This window comes from Kribbella sp. NPDC056861 (assembly GCF_040687575.1).
Lineage (GTDB): Bacteria > Actinomycetota > Actinomycetes > Propionibacteriales > Kribbellaceae > Kribbella.
Map to the genome: position 1 here is coordinate 32,459 of NZ_JBFBNQ010000005.1, position 17,506 is coordinate 49,964.

17 protein-coding genes are annotated in these 17,506 nt (G+C 67.5%); 13 read left to right on the top strand and 4 right to left on the bottom strand.

Features of this window, described 5'->3' with window-relative positions; translation table 11 throughout:
* The first annotated feature begins 198 nt into the window (after positions 1 to 198).
* The 6 genes from AB0P21_RS24665 (at position 199) to AB0P21_RS24690 (ending at position 4,138) form a co-directional block, all read left to right on the top strand.
* Positions 199 to 1,155 (top strand): hypothetical protein, encoded by a 957-nt coding sequence (locus tag AB0P21_RS24665; RefSeq protein WP_363699524.1) that lies wholly within the window; start codon positions 199 to 201, stop codon positions 1,153 to 1,155.
* 5 nt (positions 1,156 to 1,160) lie between these two features.
* Positions 1,161 to 2,204 (top strand): polysaccharide deacetylase family protein, encoded by a 1,044-nt coding sequence (locus AB0P21_RS24670; RefSeq protein WP_363699525.1) that lies wholly within the window; start codon positions 1,161 to 1,163, stop codon positions 2,202 to 2,204.
* A 171-nt stretch (positions 2,205 to 2,375) separates the two neighbouring features.
* Entirely contained in the window at positions 2,376 to 3,056 is a 681-nt protein-coding gene (locus AB0P21_RS24675) for a GAF and ANTAR domain-containing protein (RefSeq protein WP_363699526.1), read from the top strand.
* Positions 3,057 to 3,114: 58 nt separating this feature from the next.
* Complete coding sequence (locus AB0P21_RS24680; protein WP_363699527.1) at positions 3,115 to 3,426, top strand: hypothetical protein; 312 nt, start codon at positions 3,115 to 3,117, stop codon at positions 3,424 to 3,426.
* 94 nt (positions 3,427 to 3,520) lie between these two features.
* Positions 3,521 to 3,808 (top strand): hypothetical protein, encoded by a 288-nt coding sequence (locus AB0P21_RS24685; protein ID WP_363699528.1) that lies wholly within the window; start codon positions 3,521 to 3,523, stop codon positions 3,806 to 3,808.
* A gap of 81 nt (positions 3,809 to 3,889) precedes the next feature.
* Positions 3,890 to 4,138 (top strand): hypothetical protein, encoded by a 249-nt coding sequence (locus tag AB0P21_RS24690; RefSeq protein WP_363699529.1) that lies wholly within the window; start codon positions 3,890 to 3,892, stop codon positions 4,136 to 4,138.
* On the opposite strand, the gene AB0P21_RS24695 is transcribed toward AB0P21_RS24690, so the two are convergent.
* Both AB0P21_RS24695 and AB0P21_RS24700 read right to left on the bottom strand, forming a co-directional pair.
* Positions 4,124 to 4,849 carry a hypothetical protein gene (locus AB0P21_RS24695; protein ID WP_363699530.1) on the bottom strand — a complete coding sequence of 242 codons (726 nt, stop codon included), beginning with the start codon at positions 4,847 to 4,849 and terminating at the stop codon, positions 4,124 to 4,126. The two genes, AB0P21_RS24690 and AB0P21_RS24695, sit on opposite strands and share 15 nt — an antisense overlap.
* Before the next feature lie 93 nt (positions 4,850 to 4,942).
* Positions 4,943 to 5,410 carry an SRPBCC family protein gene (locus AB0P21_RS24700; RefSeq protein WP_363699531.1) on the bottom strand — a complete coding sequence of 156 codons (468 nt, stop codon included), beginning with the start codon at positions 5,408 to 5,410 and terminating at the stop codon, positions 4,943 to 4,945.
* A 76-nt stretch (positions 5,411 to 5,486) separates the two neighbouring features.
* Between AB0P21_RS24700 and AB0P21_RS24705 the strand changes: the two genes are divergently transcribed.
* Both AB0P21_RS24705 and AB0P21_RS24710 read left to right on the top strand, forming a co-directional pair.
* Positions 5,487 to 8,339, top strand: a complete 2,853-nt coding sequence (locus tag AB0P21_RS24705) for a BTAD domain-containing putative transcriptional regulator (RefSeq protein WP_363699532.1) — start codon at positions 5,487 to 5,489, stop codon at positions 8,337 to 8,339.
* Between the two features lie 110 nt (positions 8,340 to 8,449).
* Positions 8,450 to 9,877, top strand: coding sequence for a M4 family metallopeptidase (locus tag AB0P21_RS24710; protein WP_363699533.1), 1,428 nt, complete (start codon positions 8,450 to 8,452; stop codon positions 9,875 to 9,877).
* Between the two features lie 73 nt (positions 9,878 to 9,950).
* Here the strand turns inward: AB0P21_RS24710 and AB0P21_RS24715 are convergent, their stop codons facing one another.
* A complete protein-coding gene (locus AB0P21_RS24715) occupies positions 9,951 to 10,262 on the bottom strand; it encodes a hypothetical protein (protein WP_363699534.1) in 312 nt (103 codons plus the stop codon).
* Positions 10,263 to 10,329: 67 nt separating this feature from the next.
* Here AB0P21_RS24715 and AB0P21_RS24720 point away from each other — a divergent pair, with 67 nt between their 5' ends.
* Complete coding sequence (locus tag AB0P21_RS24720) at positions 10,330 to 10,569, top strand: hypothetical protein (protein WP_363699535.1); 240 nt, start codon at positions 10,330 to 10,332, stop codon at positions 10,567 to 10,569.
* Positions 10,570 to 10,572: 3 nt separating this feature from the next.
* On the opposite strand, the gene AB0P21_RS24725 is transcribed toward AB0P21_RS24720, so the two are convergent.
* On the bottom strand, positions 10,573 to 12,771 hold the full coding sequence (locus tag AB0P21_RS24725; RefSeq protein WP_363699536.1) for an RICIN domain-containing protein: 2,199 nt from the start codon (positions 12,769 to 12,771) through the stop codon (positions 10,573 to 10,575).
* A gap of 180 nt (positions 12,772 to 12,951) precedes the next feature.
* On the opposite strand from AB0P21_RS24725, the gene AB0P21_RS24730 reads away from it, so the two are divergent.
* The 4 genes from AB0P21_RS24730 (at position 12,952) to AB0P21_RS24745 (ending at position 17,459) form a co-directional block, all read left to right on the top strand.
* Complete coding sequence (locus AB0P21_RS24730) at positions 12,952 to 13,947, top strand: LacI family DNA-binding transcriptional regulator (RefSeq protein WP_363700222.1); 996 nt, start codon at positions 12,952 to 12,954, stop codon at positions 13,945 to 13,947.
* 50 nt (positions 13,948 to 13,997) lie between these two features.
* Positions 13,998 to 14,345, top strand: coding sequence for a hypothetical protein (locus tag AB0P21_RS24735; protein ID WP_363699537.1), 348 nt, complete (start codon positions 13,998 to 14,000; stop codon positions 14,343 to 14,345).
* A 52-nt stretch (positions 14,346 to 14,397) separates the two neighbouring features.
* Complete coding sequence (locus AB0P21_RS24740) at positions 14,398 to 15,252, top strand: MerR family transcriptional regulator (protein ID WP_363699538.1); 855 nt, start codon at positions 14,398 to 14,400, stop codon at positions 15,250 to 15,252.
* A 98-nt stretch (positions 15,253 to 15,350) separates the two neighbouring features.
* On the top strand, positions 15,351 to 17,459 hold the full coding sequence (locus AB0P21_RS24745; protein ID WP_363699539.1) for a cytochrome b N-terminal domain-containing protein: 2,109 nt from the start codon (positions 15,351 to 15,353) through the stop codon (positions 17,457 to 17,459).
* The last annotated feature ends 47 nt before the right edge of the window (positions 17,460 to 17,506 follow it).

Genomic DNA, 17,506 nt, shown 5'->3' on the forward strand with positions numbered 1-17,506 from the left:
CAGTTGTCACGGTCGTGGCCAGCTGCTGGACCACGGTCGGATGCGAACTCCAGCCTGTTACCCAGCATCGCCGATCTCGATGCATAGGTTTCCCCAAACTTATGCAACCCTCCGAAGCGGCCGATCACTGTGAGTGTTTGCTTGGGTACAGAGACGTTACCTCAACAAACGTCTCCCCTCGTGAAAGCAAGGTCCGGTATGCCGAAACCCGGCTTCCCAGGTGTCACCCTTCTGATCCTCGCCGCGCTGACCGCCTGCAGCGACGTACCGGCGGCTCTGCCGGCGACCGAGCAGATCGCCACCCCCATCGCTCCTGCAGCTCCTCCCGCGTCGAAGCCGGTCACAGCCCGTCCGCCGATGCTGCCGCAGCTGCCTCGCGGTGGACGTCAGATCTTCCCGGCTCACCAACTGGTGGCCTTCGTCGGCGCTCCGGGCTCGCCTGCCCTCGGTCCGCTCGACCGCGACCTGGACGAGCGGGTACGCCGCCTGGAGCGGCTCGGCGCCTCCTACCGGGCCGGCCGGACCCTGCTGCCGGTGATGGAATTGATCGTCGTCACCGCCCAGGGGGCACCCGGCCGCGACGGCAAGTACCGCTCCCGGATCGACCCCGACCAGATCGACAAGTACCTCGCGGTCGCTCGCAGGTACAAGACGCTGCTGATGCTCGATGTACAGCCCGGTCAGGCGAAGCCGCTCGACGAGGTCCGCCGGCTCGAACCCTGGCTCAAGCAGCCCGATGTCGGCCTCGCGGTCGACCCGGAGTGGCAGGTCGGTCCCGGCCAGGTGCCCGGCCGCGTCTTCGGCCGGACCTCCGGCGCCGAGCTCAGCGCGATCGGCGGCTACCTGTCCACGCTTGTTGCCCAGCACAAGCTTCCCGAGAAGCTCTTCGTCTATCACCAGCTCTCGCAGCCGATCGTCCGCGACGAAGCCGCTTTGCGCACCCATCGCGGGGTCGCGACCGTGAAGTCCGTCGACGGGATCGGCACCAGCAGCCAGAAGATCGCCACCTACAACGGGCTGACGAAAGCCCTGCCCAAGGGCGTCCGCAGCGGGTTCAAGCTCTTCTACCAGGAAGACACGCGGCACGGACCTTTGATGACGCCACCGCAGGTGCTCGCCGTCCGGCCGCGCCCTGACCTGGTGATCTACGAGTGACCGAGGTGACCAGGCGCCGTTTCCTCGCGTTGGCCGCCACCACCGCCTTGGCCACGGCCTGTACCGACACCGCGGCCGACACCAGCCCGGTGGTCCACAACTCACCAACACCGGCCGGCGCCACTCGCAGTACGCGGAGGCGCTCGGCGCCGCCGTCACCCGCGGCCGTGCACGCCAACGAACTCGGCCTGATCCCTGTCCTCATGCATCACCGGCTCGTCACCTCGGCTGCCGGTTCGTACGACATGACTCCGGCCTTCTTCCGGCAGGAGCTGGAACGCCTGTACCGCGAGAACTACCACCCGATCCGCGCCCTCGACCTGGCCCGACGCGACTTGTCATCGGTCCCGGCCGGCAAGACTCCGGTCGTCCTCACCTTCGACGACAGCACGCCCGGCCAGGTCGCCTTCAACTCCACCGGCCGCGTCGCCGGCGACTGTGCGCTCGGAATCCTGCAGAGCTTCCACGCCCGTCATCCCGAGTTTCCCGCGGTCGCCACGTTCTATCTCAACAAGCACCCTTTCGGTCTGACCGGGTCCGCGGTCCCGCGGGCGCTCGTGCGCCTCAACGCTCTGGGGTGCGAGGTCGGCAACCACACCTGGAGCCACCCGAACCTGCACGCCCTGAGCCGAGTCGAGGCGGAGGCCGAGATCGGCAAACTCGCGGCCATGGTCAGCCAGGCGACCCCGACAGCGCCGTGCGGCACACTGGCGCTCCCGCTCGGCGTCCATCCGCGGGATTCCACCGTGCTGGCAGCCGGCGGGCGCGGCGGTACGGCGTACCGGAATCTGGGTGTCGTGCTCGTCGGCGCCAACCCGAGCCACTCGCCGTACCATCGCGATTTCGACCCGATGGCGATCCCCCGGATCCGCTGCAGCTCCCACGACAGCGGCCGCGGCGAGCTCGAACTCGGCTACTGGCTCGACCAGCTGGCTGCCCGGCCGGACCAGAAGTACGTCTCCGCCGGCAATCCGGCCCGAATCACGGCGCCACGCGGCCGGCAGAGCCTACTCGCGCCGAAGCTGCGCAGCCGGGCTGTCTGGTACTGAACCCAGGTGCTTGGGAGGAGTCGACCGGGGTACCGGACGCCCACGCATTCTCCTAGCCCGCGGGCGAAGTGATTGCGAGGCCGCACGCGTTGCGAATATCAGCGCGTGCGGCCGTCTTCATCATGCACCCCGGAAAGCATTACCGCCGAGGTGAGTGGGTACTGGGCAACGATGAGCGACGAACAGTTGATCGACACAGCACGACGGCTTTCTCTCTCGCTGACTCCCGGCGACCTGGATCACACGCTGGGCCAGATCACGGCCGCGGCGGTCGAGGTGCTGCCAGGCGTCACCTATGCCAGCATCACCATGCTGCGCGCGGACGGCACCCTCGACACGGTCGCCCCGACCGAATCACTGATCCTGGTCCTGGACGCCGCGCAGTACCGGCTGCGTCAGGGGCCCTGCTACGAGGCGGCCACCGACTCGATCCACGTGGCCTCGGCGAACCTCGCGGCTGACCCGCGCTTCCCCGACTACGGCGCCATCGCCGTCGCGGCCGGGATCAAGGCACAGGCCGGCGTCAGGTTGTTCGACACCGGCAAGGCCCGGGGCGCGCTCAACCTGTACTCCCCCAACGTCGGCGCCTTCGACGACCTGGAGATCCTGAGCAAGCTCTTCGCCCACCAGGCCGGCGGCGTGATCAGCTACTCGAACGAGATCCAGACGCTCCGCGAGTCGATCGACACCCGGGCCATGATCGGCCAGGCGATCGGCATCCTGATGGAGCGCTACAAGCTCGACGACCAGCGCGCCTTCGCCTTTCTCGCCCGGTTGTCCCAGCAACGCAACATCAAGCTTCGCAAGCTCGCCGAGGAGGTCAACGCCACCGTCGATCCGGCGGAGGGCTGACCAGCCGGTTTGACCGCAGGGAACAGGAGCGGCGCCGCCGGAGCGAAGGAGGATTCTGATGGCACACCATGACGCCTCGACCGTCGTCGACGTCGCGCCGGCCATTCTCTTCGACTACCTCGCCAAGCTGCCGGAAATGCCGGAGCTGGGCGAGCTGCAGTTGATCGAGGAGAACCGCACCCTGCGCTGGGGATCACGGGGGTACCACGGTGAGCTGGTCGTCGACCTCCTCGCCGACGGCGCGTCGAGACTCACCGTGCGGTTGGACACCGACCACCCGAACGACCCAGGGTTCGACGAGGAACTGAGCCGGGCCCTCGACCTGATCCGGCTCGCCCTCGAGCAGCCGGTGAGAATCAGGTCACTCTGAGCTGACCCGGCCCGTTTCCGGCCGGCGCGAACGGGTACTGCGCTTCTGCTCAAAAGAGAGGCGATGAGTGACAACCCGTTCGAAGCAGTGGCCCTTGAGCTTCGCTGACATCAACGGTCACCGGGTCGTGGACCTGCCACGGCTGACCGATCAGGGACAGCTGGTCCACGAGTCGGCCTGTCTGGGCTGCGGAACGCGCTTCACCGAACGGCTCCAGATCGAGTACTTCGCCTGTCCGGCCATCGAGGAGCCACACGACCACGATCTGGTCAGCGATCCCGACGACGGGCTGCTGTACTGCCTGCGCTGCCCTTTGGTTGCCTATGACCTCGATGACGTCGGCACCGAACCGGCCTGCCCGATGCCGCTGGACCGCAACTGACAGCAGCTCGATGGTTGCCGAGTCGTCTCGCTGGGAACCGGGGGCGAGTCAAGTGTGCGCCGATGAGCGGAGTAGCCCGTCATGTCTGTCCTGGACCGATTCAAGCGCTGGCGACTGTCGCACGCCCTCAATGAGTCAGATGCGCCCGCTGACCCGACGACGGCGATGACCCGAGCCGAGGGTGGCGACCCCGACGGCGACACTCCGGCGACCACGGGCACCGGTGAAAGTGGTGAGTTCGTCGGGCGGGTCGCCGGCGACGAGCCTGAGATGGGGACCAGCGGCGCCGAGGCGCGGGCCTGGGCCAAGGACGGTTCAGCCGACAGCTGACGAAGGGTCGCCACTCGGGTCTTGCCGAGGGACGATTCCGCTCCGCCCCTGCCAGGAGCCGTGCTCCGACAGCGGGCGGAAGCGCAGGGTGGCGAACTCGTGGTGGAAGTCCCGGCGCCGGCGCTCGGTCATTGCCGCGGCATGACGATCAGGCGCCGGGACCGAGCTGTGGCCGTGCACCATCTCTTCCATCTCCCGCACGGACCGCCAGACCGAGAAGGTGGAGATGGTGCGGGGCGGACGCATCGCGGCCAGCGCGAGCGTCGCTCCCGGATGATCGCGGACCAGGCGCTCCACCGGCTTGCCCCACTTGAGGAATCTGGGGACCTCCAGCAGGCGCATCCGGGCCAGAGTGACCGCTACGACGGGCTCTGCCTGATCCCACTCCCCCGCTCTCGCCGGCAGATCGGGGAGAGCCGCAAGCCGCGACCAGCGGCGCAGGAACTCCATCCGCACGTGCCAGCCTGTCGCGAGCTGCCTCCCCAGCAAATCCTTCGCCAGGAACTCGTCGACCGCTGTCTCGTCTTCCCACCGCGCGAACATCGCCAACCGGCCCAACTGCATCCGGGCCGGTGAGATGGTCGGGGCGCCGAGACGCATCAGCGTCAGGCACTCGGCGTACCGCACCCCGGGTGCCGAAGGCGCCTTCCACAGCGCTTTCGCCGTCGTCGCCGGGCGGAGCTCCGCGAGGTGGAACGTGAAGATCGTCATTGTCGGGCAACTCTGCCACGAGTGACGGTCAGCAGCCGCCGACCGACCTCGGGAGACCCGAGGGCGGTGCGGCGGCTCTGGTTGAGTTCTGCTTCAGTTCTTGACGACGGCAGCGGCCAGCTTGCCGAGGGAATCCTCGAGCTGGCTCTGCTGCACCAGAGGGAAGGTCACCTTCTGGAGGATCTCCCGGTCGGTCACCTTGGACCAGTCGTAGGTCAGGGTGACCTCGGTGTCGCCGGCGTCGAGAGCCTTGAGCTCCCAGACCCACTGCCACCCGGGCGGCTCGGTCCCAGCGGGCGCCGTCTGCCAGGCGAGCAGGTGGTTCGGGTCGTACCCGACGACGGTGTTGTCCGTCTGGTACTCGCCGCCCATGTGATCACCGGTCATGTTCATCCGGAAGACCTGCCCACTGGCGGTGATCCGGTCCGACTTCTCGTCGCTGATCACGAACCCGGAGCCGTCCAGCTCAGCATGCCGCTCGGGGTTGGAGAGAACGTTGAACAGGTCCTTCGTCGACGCGTTGATCGTGCGGCTGACAGTGATCGCAGTGTTGTCGCTCATGACCGGACCAGTGCCCAACCCTGCCGATCACAACCTGACTGCAGCCGCTGAACCCTTCGTGACTGACCATGAAGGGATGGAGTTCCGCCTGCTCGGTCCGTTCGAAGCCTCCGCAGGCGATCAGCTGGTAGCGGTTCCGTCCGGCCGGGTCCGGGCGTTGCTTATCGTGCTGCTGGTGCATGCCAACCGCAGCGTCAGCCGGTCCGAGCTGACCGAGCTGTTGTGGGAGGACGCACCCGAGGACCCGCGATCCACTGTGCAGACTTATGTCTCCCGGCTGCGCAATGCGCTGGGCGATCAGCGGGGCCTGATCCGGACCACCCCGACCGGCTACTCGATCAGTGTCGATGCCAAGAACGTCGATCTGCTGCGGTTTCGGCAGGCGGTCGCCGAGGCAGCAACGACCCAGGATGCCCGCGAGGCCGCCCGGCTGCTGACCACCGCGCTGGCACTGTGGCGAGGCGACCCGGAATCGGACGGCGGCGGCCGCGGGTACGCAGTACAGGCCGGGGCTTTGCTGGATGAACGGCTGGACGCCCTCGAGCAGTTGAACGAGGCGCGGCTCAGGCTCGGCGAGCACGCCCTGCTGGTGCCGGAGCTCCAGACCCTCACCTCGCGGCATCCGCTGCGTGAACGGTTCTGGGCCCAGTTGATGATCGCGCAGTACGGCAGCTCTCGTCGCGGGGACGCCTTGACGACGTACGCCGATGCTGCGAAAGAACTCGCCGCCAGGCTCGGCCTGGATCCAGGGCCTGAGTTGCGCCGCGTTCATCAGGCTGTGCTGACCTCGGATCCGGCTTTGGAGTACCAGGCGCCCAGCTCGGTGGACGAGGAGTGGGTGCGACTCTGTCAGCTGCCTCCCGACCAGCCCGGCTTCGCAGGTCGTACGGGGTTGATCAGTCGAGTGGAGCAGACGCTGCTCGCACCTGCCGGGGTTCCGGTCGCGGTTCTCAGCGGACTACCGGGGGCCGGCAAGACGGCTCTCGCAGTACGGGTCGGGCATCGATTGGCCGGGCACTTCCCGGACGGCCAGTGGTACGTCGAACTGGGTCCTCGCCGCGATCCCAGCGACGTACTGGCCGAGTTGCTGCGAGCCTCGGGCGCGGATCCACGACGACTGCCTGACGAGACGGATCGGCGGGCCGCGGCTCTGCGATCGCGGCTCGCCGGGCGACAGGTGCTGATCGTGCTCGACGACGCGCACAGCACGGCCCAGGTGACGCCCCTGCTACCCGGTTGCGCGGGAAGCGCCGTACTGGTCACCAGCCGCAGTCAGCTGACCGGACTCGGCGCGCGCTTCGGCGCCCGGACGTTGCCGATCGACATGCTCGAGCAGACGGAATCGCTGGCCCTGCTGGCGAATGTACTGGGCAAGCCTGCTGTCGATGCCGAGCTGACCGCTGTTCGCGAGCTGGTCGAACTGTGTGGCGGCCTGCCGCTCGCGCTGCGGATCGCCGCCGCGAATCTCGCGACCCGGCCGGAGTCCGATGCCGGGCAGTACGTCGCCGAGCTGCGGAAAGGCTCGCGACTCGACAAGCTGGCCATTCCGGCCGAGCCGCAGAACGCAGTACGGGCTGCTTTTGCGTTGTCCTACGAGTTGTTGCGGCCGGACGGGCGGCGATGTTTCCGGCTGCTGGGCAGCGTGCCTGGGATCGACTTCACCGCTGACACGGCAGCAGCTCTGCTGGGCATCGATCGCGGCCAGGCGGAGGTGTTGATGGAGGAGATCGCTGCGAGCGGACTCCTGCAGCGGCGGGTGTCCTGCCGTTATCAGTTCCACGACCTGCTCCGGTTGTACTCGGCCGAGCTGGCAACTGCCGACAGCGATCGGGATTCCGCCGTACTGCGATTGTTCGCCTGGACCGTGCGAGCGGCTGACGCAGCCACGAGCCTCGATCACCCGCGAACGCTGTCGACCGAGTTGCCGCCCGGTGCGGAGATCCGGTTCGACGATCCGGGCGCCGGCCGGACCTGGCTGGACGCCGAGCGGGCGAACCTGGTGGCGCTGGTGGAACACGCGACCGAGCAGGGCCTGCACGAGCAGGCCTGCCAGTTGGCGGAGACAATTCGCGGCTACCAGAAGGAACTGCTGCTGCTCCCCGAACTGCGCCGGACGTCCGAGGCCGCGCTGGCCTCAGCCCAGGCGTTGAACGACCCGATCGCGGAGGCACTCACCCGGATCGCACTCGGCTACGGCCGGTACTACGCGGGCGATCCGCAGGGCCGCAAACACCATGCGGACAAGGCACTCGAGCTCGCCCGGCGATCCTCCTCGAAGGCCGGCGCGGCAAAGATCCTGGTCGGCGTCAGCATGGTCGAGCTCTCCTCCGGCCGGCTGTCCATCGCGGTCGACCTGCTGACCGAGTGCCTCGCGATGACCGCCGACCTCGACGTGCCCTTCGTGCGGAGCGCGGCGCTGCTCAACCTCTCCGAGATCTCCAACCAGCAAGGTCTGCCCGAGGCCGCACTCGGCTACGCGAACGAAGCGCTCCGGCCGGAGGCGATCCTGCCGACTCACGAGCTCGCGCACCGGGTGAACCGGATCGAGGCCCATCGGCAGCTGGGCGACCTCACCGCAGCCCAGCTCGACCTCGCCGCGGCTCGCGCTCTGCTCCGCCCCGACGGTCCGCCGCACCAGAAGGCCTGGATCGCTACTGCAGCAGCGTTGGTGGACGCCGACCTCGGCCTACTGGACGAGGCCTTGCTGCAGGCCAGAGAGGGCGTCCGGCTGACCGAACAGATGCACGATCCCTTCGAGTCGAGCCGGGCGCACCTGATCCTCGGCTCGGTCCTGAGTGCCCTGGATCAGCCCCAGGCCGCGGCCGCCGAGTACGAGACGGCCTTGGAGCAAGCCGAGAGGTTCGGCTTCGAACGCCGAGCCGCGGAGGCCGTCAACGGACTGGCCCGGCAGCCCGCGGGCAAACGGTGACTTCAAACGGTAGCCAGAACCTGGCTGTGTGTGACTGAGCCCTTGTCAGATGGCTGATCCAGAGGTCACAGTGCTGCTCACGATTCCGTCCAATCGTGAGGAGTTTTGCCGTGAGAAGACGTCTAGTGGCTGTGGGTGCGGTCGGGGGGCTGTTGGTGTCGGGGCTGGCTGTGGTGCCGGCGTCCGGAGTGGCCGCGGCGCGTGAGGTCCGTCAGGTCCGCGAAGTGGTTCGCGATCCCGATGGCACCGAGTTCGTCCGGTACGAGCGCACGTACGACGGACTGCGGGTCGTCGGTGGCGACCTGATCGTCCAACGGGGCAAGGGAAAGACCGAGCAGACCACGTACAACAACGGGATGACCTCGATCGCGGTGCAGTCGACCCGGCCGAAGCTCAAGTCGGCGACCGGTGAGCTGATCGTCTACGTGACCGCGACCAAACCTGTGCTCGCGTACGACGTGGTCACCCGCAGCGTGAAACCGGACCAGACGCCGTCGGTGCTGCACACCTACACCGACGCGAACACCGGCGCGGTGCTGGGCGCCGACGACGAGATCAAGGCCGGCGAGGGCAAGGCGATGTACTCCGGCATCGTGTCGATCGGTACGTCGTACGTCGCCCCGAACTATCTGCTGCGCGACCCGAGCCGCGGCAACAGCTACACCGTCGACGCGACCACCAATGCGATCTTCACCGACCCCGACGACAGCTGGGGCAACCACCTGCCGACCAACCCGCAGACGGCCGCGGTCGACGCGCACTTCGGCGCCCAGGTGACCTGGGACTACTACAAGTTCGTGCACAGCAGGCTCGGCATCTTCAACAACGGTGTCGGCTCCAAATCCCGGGTGCACTACGGCACCAACTACGTGAACGCCTTCTGGGACGGCACCCAGATGACGTACGGCGACGGCGCCGGCAACGTGCACCCGCTGACCGCGCTCGACGTGGCCGGTCACGAGATGAGCCACGGCGTCACCCAGGCGACCGCGAACCTGAACTACTCCAACGAGGCCGGCGGCCTGAACGAGTCGACCTCGGACATCTTCGGCACGATGGTGGAGTGGTACGCCAACAACGCCACCGACGTCGGCGACTACCTGATCGGCGAGAAGGTCGACATCTTCGGCACCGGCGCCCCGCTGCGCCGGATGGACAAGCCGTCCTCCGACGGCTCCAGCGTCGACTGCTGGACCGCCGCCGTCGGCGGCCTCGACCCGCACTACTCGTCCGGCCCGCTGAACCACTGGTTCTACCTGGCCGCCGAAGGCACCGGCGCGAAGACGATCAACGGCGTCGCCTACAACAGCACCTCCTGCAACGCCACCACGTTCCGCGGCATCGGCCGCGAAATCGTCGCGAAGGTCTGGTACCGCACCCTGACCACCAAGCTGACCTCGTCCAGCAACTACCTCGCCGCCCGCAACGGCGCGATCCTCAGCGCCAAGGAACTGTACGGCGCGGGCTCCGCCCAGTGCCTCGGCATCCAGCGCGCCTTCGCCGGCATCAACGTCCCGGCCGGCGTCCAAACCTGCTAGTCATGGCCCGAGCGCCGGCGGCCCACCCCGCCGGCGCCTCGCCCAAGCGGCATGTCACTTCCTACGGTCTGGCTCACTCGGTTTCGGTGAGTTGCTGTACTCCGTCGGTCCAGCGGCGTTCGCGTTCCTGGTCGGTCTGGTCCCACCACGGGTCTCCTCGTTCGCCGAGGGCGACCTTGGCGGTCTGGACCTGGGCCCGGGCCCGCTTCTCGGCTGCAGGATCCTCGTCGTGCAGCGCTTGTTTGACCGCACGACGTGCCCTCATCAGCAGCGAGCGCAGCTGACTCTGCACCTCCGCCGGGATCGCCGGGTCGGTGGCCCGCCAGCGGCGGCCGCCGATCACGATGTAGCGGCCGTCAGGCGTGCGCTCAGGTTCCTTGGCCATGAGCGCAGCCTGACAGCCGTGACCGCGGTACGTCGAACTCGCCGGGCCCTGTGAAAGAGTCGGAGGCATGGATCCCGACCTCTGCATCAAACTGCCCAAGGACTTCGACGACTCCGACGCCGAGGCGCAGGTCCACCCGGTGGCCAGGCTGTTCTTCATCGGGCGGACCAACGCAGAGGTGTTCGCGCAGGCTCAGGAATGGCTGGGGGCGCACGACGTCCTGCTGCAGGACATTTCCTGGAAGCACCTGCAGGGCGAGGACAACCCGCTGCAGCTCACCATTCACTTCTACTTCCAGGACGTCTGAGCATCACCAGCTGATCGTCCACTGCTGGAGCGTGGAGTTGGTGTTGGGCTGCTGAGTCGCCTTGGCGCCGTCCGCGGTCGAGGCGGTGGTGAGCAGCAGACCGCTGGCGACCGAGGTCAACGTGTAGTTCCCGTTGGCGAGTTTGGTGGCGGTCCAGCGCTGGTTGGGTCCGTTGGTGCAGGTCCACTGGATGATCGCGGTACCGGCGGTGGTCGCGCCGCCGTTGACATCGGCGCAGAGACCGGATGAGCCGTTCTTCAGCGTGTAGGCGCCGTCGGCCTGCTGGGTGAAGGTCCACTTCTGGTTGGTCTCGCCGTTGGTCGCCCAGGTGATCAACTGGGTCCCGGGTGCCGTACTGCGATCGGGATCGTCCAGCGCTTTCCCGCCGGTCGACACGGTGTGTACGCCGTTGAGGTTCTGCGGCGCGGTCCCGACCTGGGTGACGCTGAGAGTCTGCTCTCCCCCGGTCCGGGTGCCGCCGACGGAGTTGCCGGTCGCGTTGGTCCAGTCCCGGGTCGGCGTGGTCTCCGCGAGCCGGCCGGAGTCGGCGGACAGCCCGAGAACCAGACCGCTGTGCCGGTTCACGAAACGGAACGTCCCGCCAGTGTTCTTGATCAACCACCATTGCTGGCCGACGGCCGAACTGATCGCCGTGACGGTCGGCTTGGAACCCCAGGCGCGGCTGGTCGTCGTACCGGAGTCGACGCCGAGGGCGTTGCCGGTCGAAGCGTTGAGGATCTGGTAGGAACCGTCGCCGAGGGCAACGAAGTACCAGCCTTCCAGAGTCGAGCCCGATGCCGTCCCGACGGAAGTAGTTGCCGTGCTCCCCGATTGCTGGGCGAGCACCCGGCCACCGGCGTTGGCGATCCGGTAGGTCTTGGTGAGGTCGAGCGGCGCGGCGGCCGGGGAGGTCGAGTTGATGGTCAGATTGACGTACTCACCGGAAGCGCCGCCGGAGCACCCGAAGGAGCAGTACGAGCGGAAGTTCTTGCCGATGATGGTGGAGTTGGTCTTGTTCGCGCTGTCGAGGAACCACCGGTACCACGAGGCCGTGGTGTAGCTGCCGGTGTCGCCGATCGAGTACCACTTCTGGCTGGTCAGGTCGTCGGTGACGTAGAAGTGCTGCGGCTCCTTGCCGTCCTGCCGGACGGCCTGCGGCTCACCCACGTACAGCCCGAGGTAGGCGTTGTAGGCGATGTCCATCACGAACAGCGGGGACGTCGGGGACAAGGTGCCTGCGGCAACCTGTTGGTCGACCGTGCCGGTCGTGGCGGGGTTGTACTCCTTGGCGAGCGGCGTGTAGCCGTTGGGGTTGCTCGTATCGACCGGCACCAGGTTGCTCTCACGGCCGCCGACACCGGGCTGCGACCACGCGCCGTCGTACCACTTCTGCCAAGAGTTGGGGGCCATCTTCGCCGACATCTTGGCCCGCGCGACGTGCTGCCGGAAGTTCTTCCAGCTCCCTGACTTGTCGATGATCCGCGAGCCGTAGTACACGTAGAAGTAGCCCGAGGCGGTGTCGACGAACAGCCGCTGGTCGCCGTCGCCGTACGAATAGGTCTGGTTCGGGAACGCCGCGGTGTCGTTGCGCTTCGTGCTGTACGGCGAGGTGATGACGTGGCTCTTGATCGTCCAGGTCCTGCCCTGGTTGGTGGAGACCGCGTAGTCGATCGCGTCGTAGTGCAGCCCGTCACCGAACGGTTGCGGCGTGAACTCGTTGTGCACCAGGCCGTACCAGTCGCCGGTGTCCGGATCGACCCAGACGCCGGCCAGGTCGCAGTAGTTCTTCTGCGCGTAGCCCGAGCCACTCGGGGCGAACGTCGACTCCAGCCCGGTCGGGCTGTTGTTGCACCGCCAGGTGGTGTCGTTGTTCTTGTCGCTCGCGTTGGCCGGGTTGACGGCGTTGCTGAGCGCGGTCGACTTGGTCGCGGTATCGAGGTTCGTGCCGGTGTAGAAGTCCCACTTACGCGGGTCCGTGGCGCCGTACAGGGCGGCGGACTGCTGGAAGTAGAACGTTCCGTCCTTGTCGATGTACGTGCCGGCCGGGGTGTCGGTGGGCGTGGTCCAACTGCCCTTGGCGCCGACGGTGATGGTGTACGACGCGCCTGCCGGCGGCGCGGCCGTCGCTGCTGAGCTGATACCGCCGACGACCAGGCCCAGGCTTAGCAGGGCCACCACCGCGGTCTTGCGAGAACGTGACATGGGAACTCCTCAGGTCCGGTACGCGGAACAGTAAGATTCATTTGACCGGTAAACAAGACCTGCGCCGCGAGAAAGTTCCTGTACCTGAACGCCCTCGACGTTGACGCTGACCTCGACGCCGGTCGATACTGCGGAGAGTCAGTTGACCGGTCCAACAGATGAGGTCCACCCGTGGTGACGATGCAGGACGTGGCCGTCCGAGCGGGCGTGACCAAGCAGACCGTCTCGAACGTGGTCACCGGCCGGGTCGCGGTTCGCCCGGACACGGCCGCCCGGGTCCGGGCCGCGATCGCCGACCTGGGCTACAAACCGAACCTGGTGGCCCGCTCGCTGGCGACCGGTACGACGATGACGATGGGGCTGATCGTGCCGACCGTCGCCAGCCCGTTCTACTCCGAGATCGTCGAAGAGGTCGAGAACGTGCTCGACCAGCACGGCTACCACCTGGTCCTCTGTACTACGCGCGCCGACGGCGACCGCGCCAAACGGCAGTTGGCCGGCCTGTCCAGCCGGCTGGTCGACGCCCTGCTGATCGCCGGCGACCGAGATCTCACCGATCCACTCGCGTTGCTGCCGGACCCGCGGTTCCCGATCGCCCTGTGTGCCTGGGAGACGCAGATCCCCGACTCGCTCCCGGTCGTCACCATCGACTACGAGCACGCCGGTTTCCTGGCCGGCAAGCATCTGCGCAGTCTCGGCCACAAACGAGTGGCCGCAGTGGTCGAGCTGCCGACCCACGAACGTCGACTCACCGGTCTGCGGGCGGCGTTCGCGCGCCACCGGCTGCGGATCGGCGACGACATGGTGTTCGCGCCGACCGAGGCCACTCCCGCCGGTGGATTCGCCGCGGCGCGGGCAGCGCTCGCCGCCGATCCGTTGCTGACCGCGATCTTCGCCTCCCATGACCTGCTCGCGCTGGGAGTGCTCGAGGCGGTCAAAGAATCAGGCCGCTCGGTACCGGGCGATGTCTCGGTGATCGGATTCGACGACACCGCGCCGGTGGCCCTGACCCATCCGGCGCTCACCGCGGTCGCGATCCCCGCCCGGGAGATGGCCCAGCAGGCCACCTCCCTTCTCCTCCGAGCGATCGTCGAGGGAGCCCCGCCAGTGAACTCGGCGCAACTCCTGCGCACCTCGCTCGTCATCCGCGACAGCACCGGCCCGGCCCGCCAGTAGCTACGGAGTCAGCAGGTTTCAGCCTGGTCCGGAATGGATACCGCGACGGCATGCCCAACGACTCAGCAGGCCTCGTCGAATCTCTTCGCGCGCGGCTGCCGCTGCGCGATTGGCTGGCCTTGACGGCCGCCGTGATCGTGCTGGCGATCGCCGGCAGCTCGCTCGCGGCGGCGACCGCCACGCTTGCCAGCGGCAACGGCGATGCGGTCGCCGTCACCGTCGACTCACCGGCTCCCCCGGTGGCCGCCGCCAGCCCGAGTCCGCTTCCCGGCGGCGATGTCGACGGCGACGCGAACGACTGGACCGGCACTCCGCTGGTCTTCCTCGCCCTGCTCGCCGTGCTGGTGATCGTCGGCGGCGTCATCCTGGCGCGCTACCGAAGCCACCAAAAGCAATAGCCAAACTTCTGCAAGTGAAGCTGTTGCGGCCCAGATCTGTCATTGTTCTGAGATGAGTGAGCAATCCCTCGAGTTGCCGAACGCCGTGTGGCCGGTGGGCCAGGTGTCGGCGTCCCTCGGGGTCTCGGCGTTGACGCTGCGCAGTTGGGAGCGCCGCTACGGGATCGGTCCTTCCCTGCGTACGACGGGCCGGCACCGGCGGTATTCACAGGCCGACGTGAACCGGCTGCGCCGGATGCAGGCGATGATCCAGCAAGGCATGTCGCCCAGAGATGCCGCTCGGCTGAGCCAACTGGGCCAGGATCATCAGGACGGCGGCTCGTTACAGCTGACCGCCGTACTGCGTGAGGCGGAGGCACTGCACGTCGCGGCACTGGATCGGCTCCTGGACGGCTCACTCGCACGTTTCGGCATGAGTCCGACGTGGTCGGATCTGGTGGTGCCCGCCTTCCGGAACCTCGAGCAGCGGTATGTCCGGCTCGGCGACTGCACTGACATCGAACTCGTCCTGGCGCAAGCGATCGAAGGCGCCATCGAACGCTACCTGAGCAGCCGCGACCTGCGGACGGATGGTCGCGCCCCGGTCCTGCTGGTGGCCTGCCCCCAGGAGCGGCACACCATGCCGTTGGCTGCACTACAGGCAGTTCTGCTGGAGAGATCTCAACCGGTGGTGGTCCTCGGACCGGATGCCGACGACTCCGCAGTGGTCATCGCAGCCGACAGGGTGGCGCCGCGAGTGGTCGTCCTCTGGTCGGTACGCCGGCAGCCCGGCCAAGCCCGGCTGCGGTCCCAACTGTCCGCTCGCGGTCATCTCGTGCACACGGCCGGACCCGGCTGGCCGCGGTCGACGCGGACTTTGTCCGACCTCGATCAGGCAGCTGACACGTTGACCGATCGCCGGTCCTGATCGGCGCCGAACCGCCCAGAACTTATGCACCGCAGGCGTGCGGCTTGCCAGCCCCTGAGCTCCGTGCATCAATTGTGCATAAGTTCAGGAGGTGCCGGATGGCACAACAGGAGTTACCCGCCCCGGTCCGTTGGATCGACGACCGGGTGGGCATCGCCAAGGTCGGCCGGAAGAACCTGCGCAAGGTCTTCCCGGACCACTGGTCCTTCATGCTCGGCGAGATCGCGCTGTACAGCTTCATCATTCTGATCCTCACCGGCGTCTTCCTCACCCTGTGGTTCCGGCCGTCGATGGCCGAGGTCGAGTACCAGGGGTCGTACAGCCTGCTCAAGGGCCTGCCGATGTCCGAGGCCTACGAGTCGACCCTGCGGATCTCCTTCGACATCCGCGGCGGCCTGTTGATGCGGCAGATCCACCACTGGGCCGCGGTCCTGTTCGTCGCGTCGATCAGCGTCCACCTGCTCCGGATCTTCTTCACCGGCGCGTTCCGCAAGCCGCGCGAACTGAACTGGCTGATCGGCGTGGTGATGCTGTTCCTCGCGATCGCCGAGGGCTTCATCGGGTACGGCTTGCCGGACGACCTGCTCTCCGGCACCGGACTGCGAATCACCGAAGGCCTCGTACTGGCCTCCCCCGTGATCGGCACCTACCTGTCGTTCTTCATCTTCGGCGGCGAGTTCCCGGGCGACGACTTCGTCTCCCGCTTCTACACCGTGCACGTGCTGCTGATTCCAGGCCTGCTGCTCGGGCTGATCACAGTGCACCTGTTCCTGGTCGTCTACCACAAGCACACCCAGTTCGCCGGTCCCGGCCGGACCGAGAAGAACGTCGTCGGCTACCCGTTGATGCCGGTCTACATGGCCAAGGCCGGCGGGTTCTTCTTCGTCGTCTTCGGGGTGCTGGCCGTGATGGGCGCATTGCTGCAGATCAACCCGGTGTGGCTGTACGGGCCGTACAACCCGGCCGAGGTGACCGCGGGCTCGCAGCCCGACTGGTACATGGCCTGGCTGGACGGCGCGGTCCGCCTGATGCCCGGTGCCGAGTCACAGTTCTGGGGCATCACGCTCAGCTGGAACGTCGTCGTACCGGCGTTGCTGATGCCGCCGTTGTTCATCGGATTCGTTGCCCTGTATCCGTTCCTCGAGGCCTTCGTCACCGGGGACAAACGCGAGCACCATCTGCTGGACCGGCCGCGCAACGTGCCGACCCGGACCGGGATCGGCGTCGCGATCATCACCTTCTACGGCGTGCTCTGGCTGAACAGCGGCAACGACCTGGTGGCCACTCATTTCCATCTGTCGATCAACACGATCACCTGGGTCTGCCGCGTGCTGGTTTTCCTCGGCCCGGTGATCGCGTTCTGGATCACCCGCCGGATCGCGCTCTCGTTGCAGCGCGCGGATCGCGACCGGCTGCTGCACGGCCTGGAGAGCGGCGTGATCCAGCGCCGGCCGAGTGGCGAGTACGTCGAGAAGCACACCGCCATCTCGCTGTACGAGGCATACACGCTGACCGCGCACGAGCGACGGGTGCCGTACGAGCTGCCGGCGGACACCGACGACAACGGCGTACCGGCTCCCGGACGACGTCGCGACCGGACCCGGGCCGCGTTGTCGCGGTTCTACTTCGCCGACACGGTCGAGAAGCCGACTGCTGACGAGCTGCATAAGTTTCGCCTAGCTTCCAGGTCCCTGGGTACTGGTCAGGAGCGAACCTCGCACAGCACGGCCAGCCTTCAGGAGTTGACAATGAGCAACACCACCGAGTCGGTCGACGTCGATGTCGACGTCACCACCGCCTACAACCAGTGGACCCAGTTCGAGTCGTTCCCGCACTTCATGGACGGCGTCGACGAGATCCGCCAGCTGGACGAGACGCACACCCACTGGAAGACCAGCATCGGCGGCGTCAGCCGGGAGTTCGACGCCACCATCACCGAGCAGCACCCGGACGAGCGGGTCGCGTGGAAGTCCACCGACGGCAGCAGCCACGCCGGCGTGATCACGTTCCACCGGCTCGGCGACAACGAGACCCGGGTCACCGCGCAGATGGACTTCGAGCCCGACGGCGTCGCCGAGACGGTGGCCGACAAGGCCGGTCTCGTCTCGCACCGGGTGAAGGCCGACATGGCCAACTTCAAGAAGTTCATCGAGTCCCGTGGCTCCGAGACCGGGAGCTGGCGCGGCGACGTCGCTGCCGGCTCCTGACCCCGGCGGGCCTGTCCGGATTCCCCCGGGCAGGCCCGGCGGTCGTC

What these genes read in the sequence shown, in the direction of transcription:
- AB0P21_RS24665 (WP_363699524.1), top strand. Translation starts at nt 199, where the DNA reads ATGCCGAAACCCGGCTTCCCAGGTGTCACCCTTCTGATCCTCGCCGCG.
- AB0P21_RS24675 (WP_363699526.1), top strand. Translation starts at nt 2,376, where the DNA reads ATGAGCGACGAACAGTTGATCGACACAGCACGACGGCTTTCTCTCTCG.
- AB0P21_RS24680 (WP_363699527.1), top strand. Translation starts at nt 3,115, where the DNA reads ATGGCACACCATGACGCCTCGACCGTCGTCGACGTCGCGCCGGCCATT.
- AB0P21_RS24690 (WP_363699529.1), top strand. Translation starts at nt 3,890, where the DNA reads ATGTCTGTCCTGGACCGATTCAAGCGCTGGCGACTGTCGCACGCCCTC.
- AB0P21_RS24695 (WP_363699530.1), bottom strand. Translation starts at nt 4,849, where the DNA reads ATGACGATCTTCACGTTCCACCTCGCGGAGCTCCGCCCGGCGACGACG.
- AB0P21_RS24700 (WP_363699531.1), bottom strand. Translation starts at nt 5,410, where the DNA reads ATGAGCGACAACACTGCGATCACTGTCAGCCGCACGATCAACGCGTCG.
- AB0P21_RS24705 (WP_363699532.1), top strand. Translation starts at nt 5,487, where the DNA reads ATGGAGTTCCGCCTGCTCGGTCCGTTCGAAGCCTCCGCAGGCGATCAG.
- AB0P21_RS24715 (WP_363699534.1), bottom strand. Translation starts at nt 10,262, where the DNA reads ATGGCCAAGGAACCTGAGCGCACGCCTGACGGCCGCTACATCGTGATC.
- AB0P21_RS24720 (WP_363699535.1), top strand. Translation starts at nt 10,330, where the DNA reads ATGGATCCCGACCTCTGCATCAAACTGCCCAAGGACTTCGACGACTCC.
- AB0P21_RS24725 (WP_363699536.1), bottom strand. Translation starts at nt 12,771, where the DNA reads ATGTCACGTTCTCGCAAGACCGCGGTGGTGGCCCTGCTAAGCCTGGGC.
- AB0P21_RS24730 (WP_363700222.1), top strand. Translation starts at nt 12,952, where the DNA reads ATGCAGGACGTGGCCGTCCGAGCGGGCGTGACCAAGCAGACCGTCTCG.
- AB0P21_RS24735 (WP_363699537.1), top strand. Translation starts at nt 13,998, where the DNA reads ATGCCCAACGACTCAGCAGGCCTCGTCGAATCTCTTCGCGCGCGGCTG.
- AB0P21_RS24740 (WP_363699538.1), top strand. Translation starts at nt 14,398, where the DNA reads ATGAGTGAGCAATCCCTCGAGTTGCCGAACGCCGTGTGGCCGGTGGGC.
- AB0P21_RS24745 (WP_363699539.1), top strand. Translation starts at nt 15,351, where the DNA reads ATGGCACAACAGGAGTTACCCGCCCCGGTCCGTTGGATCGACGACCGG.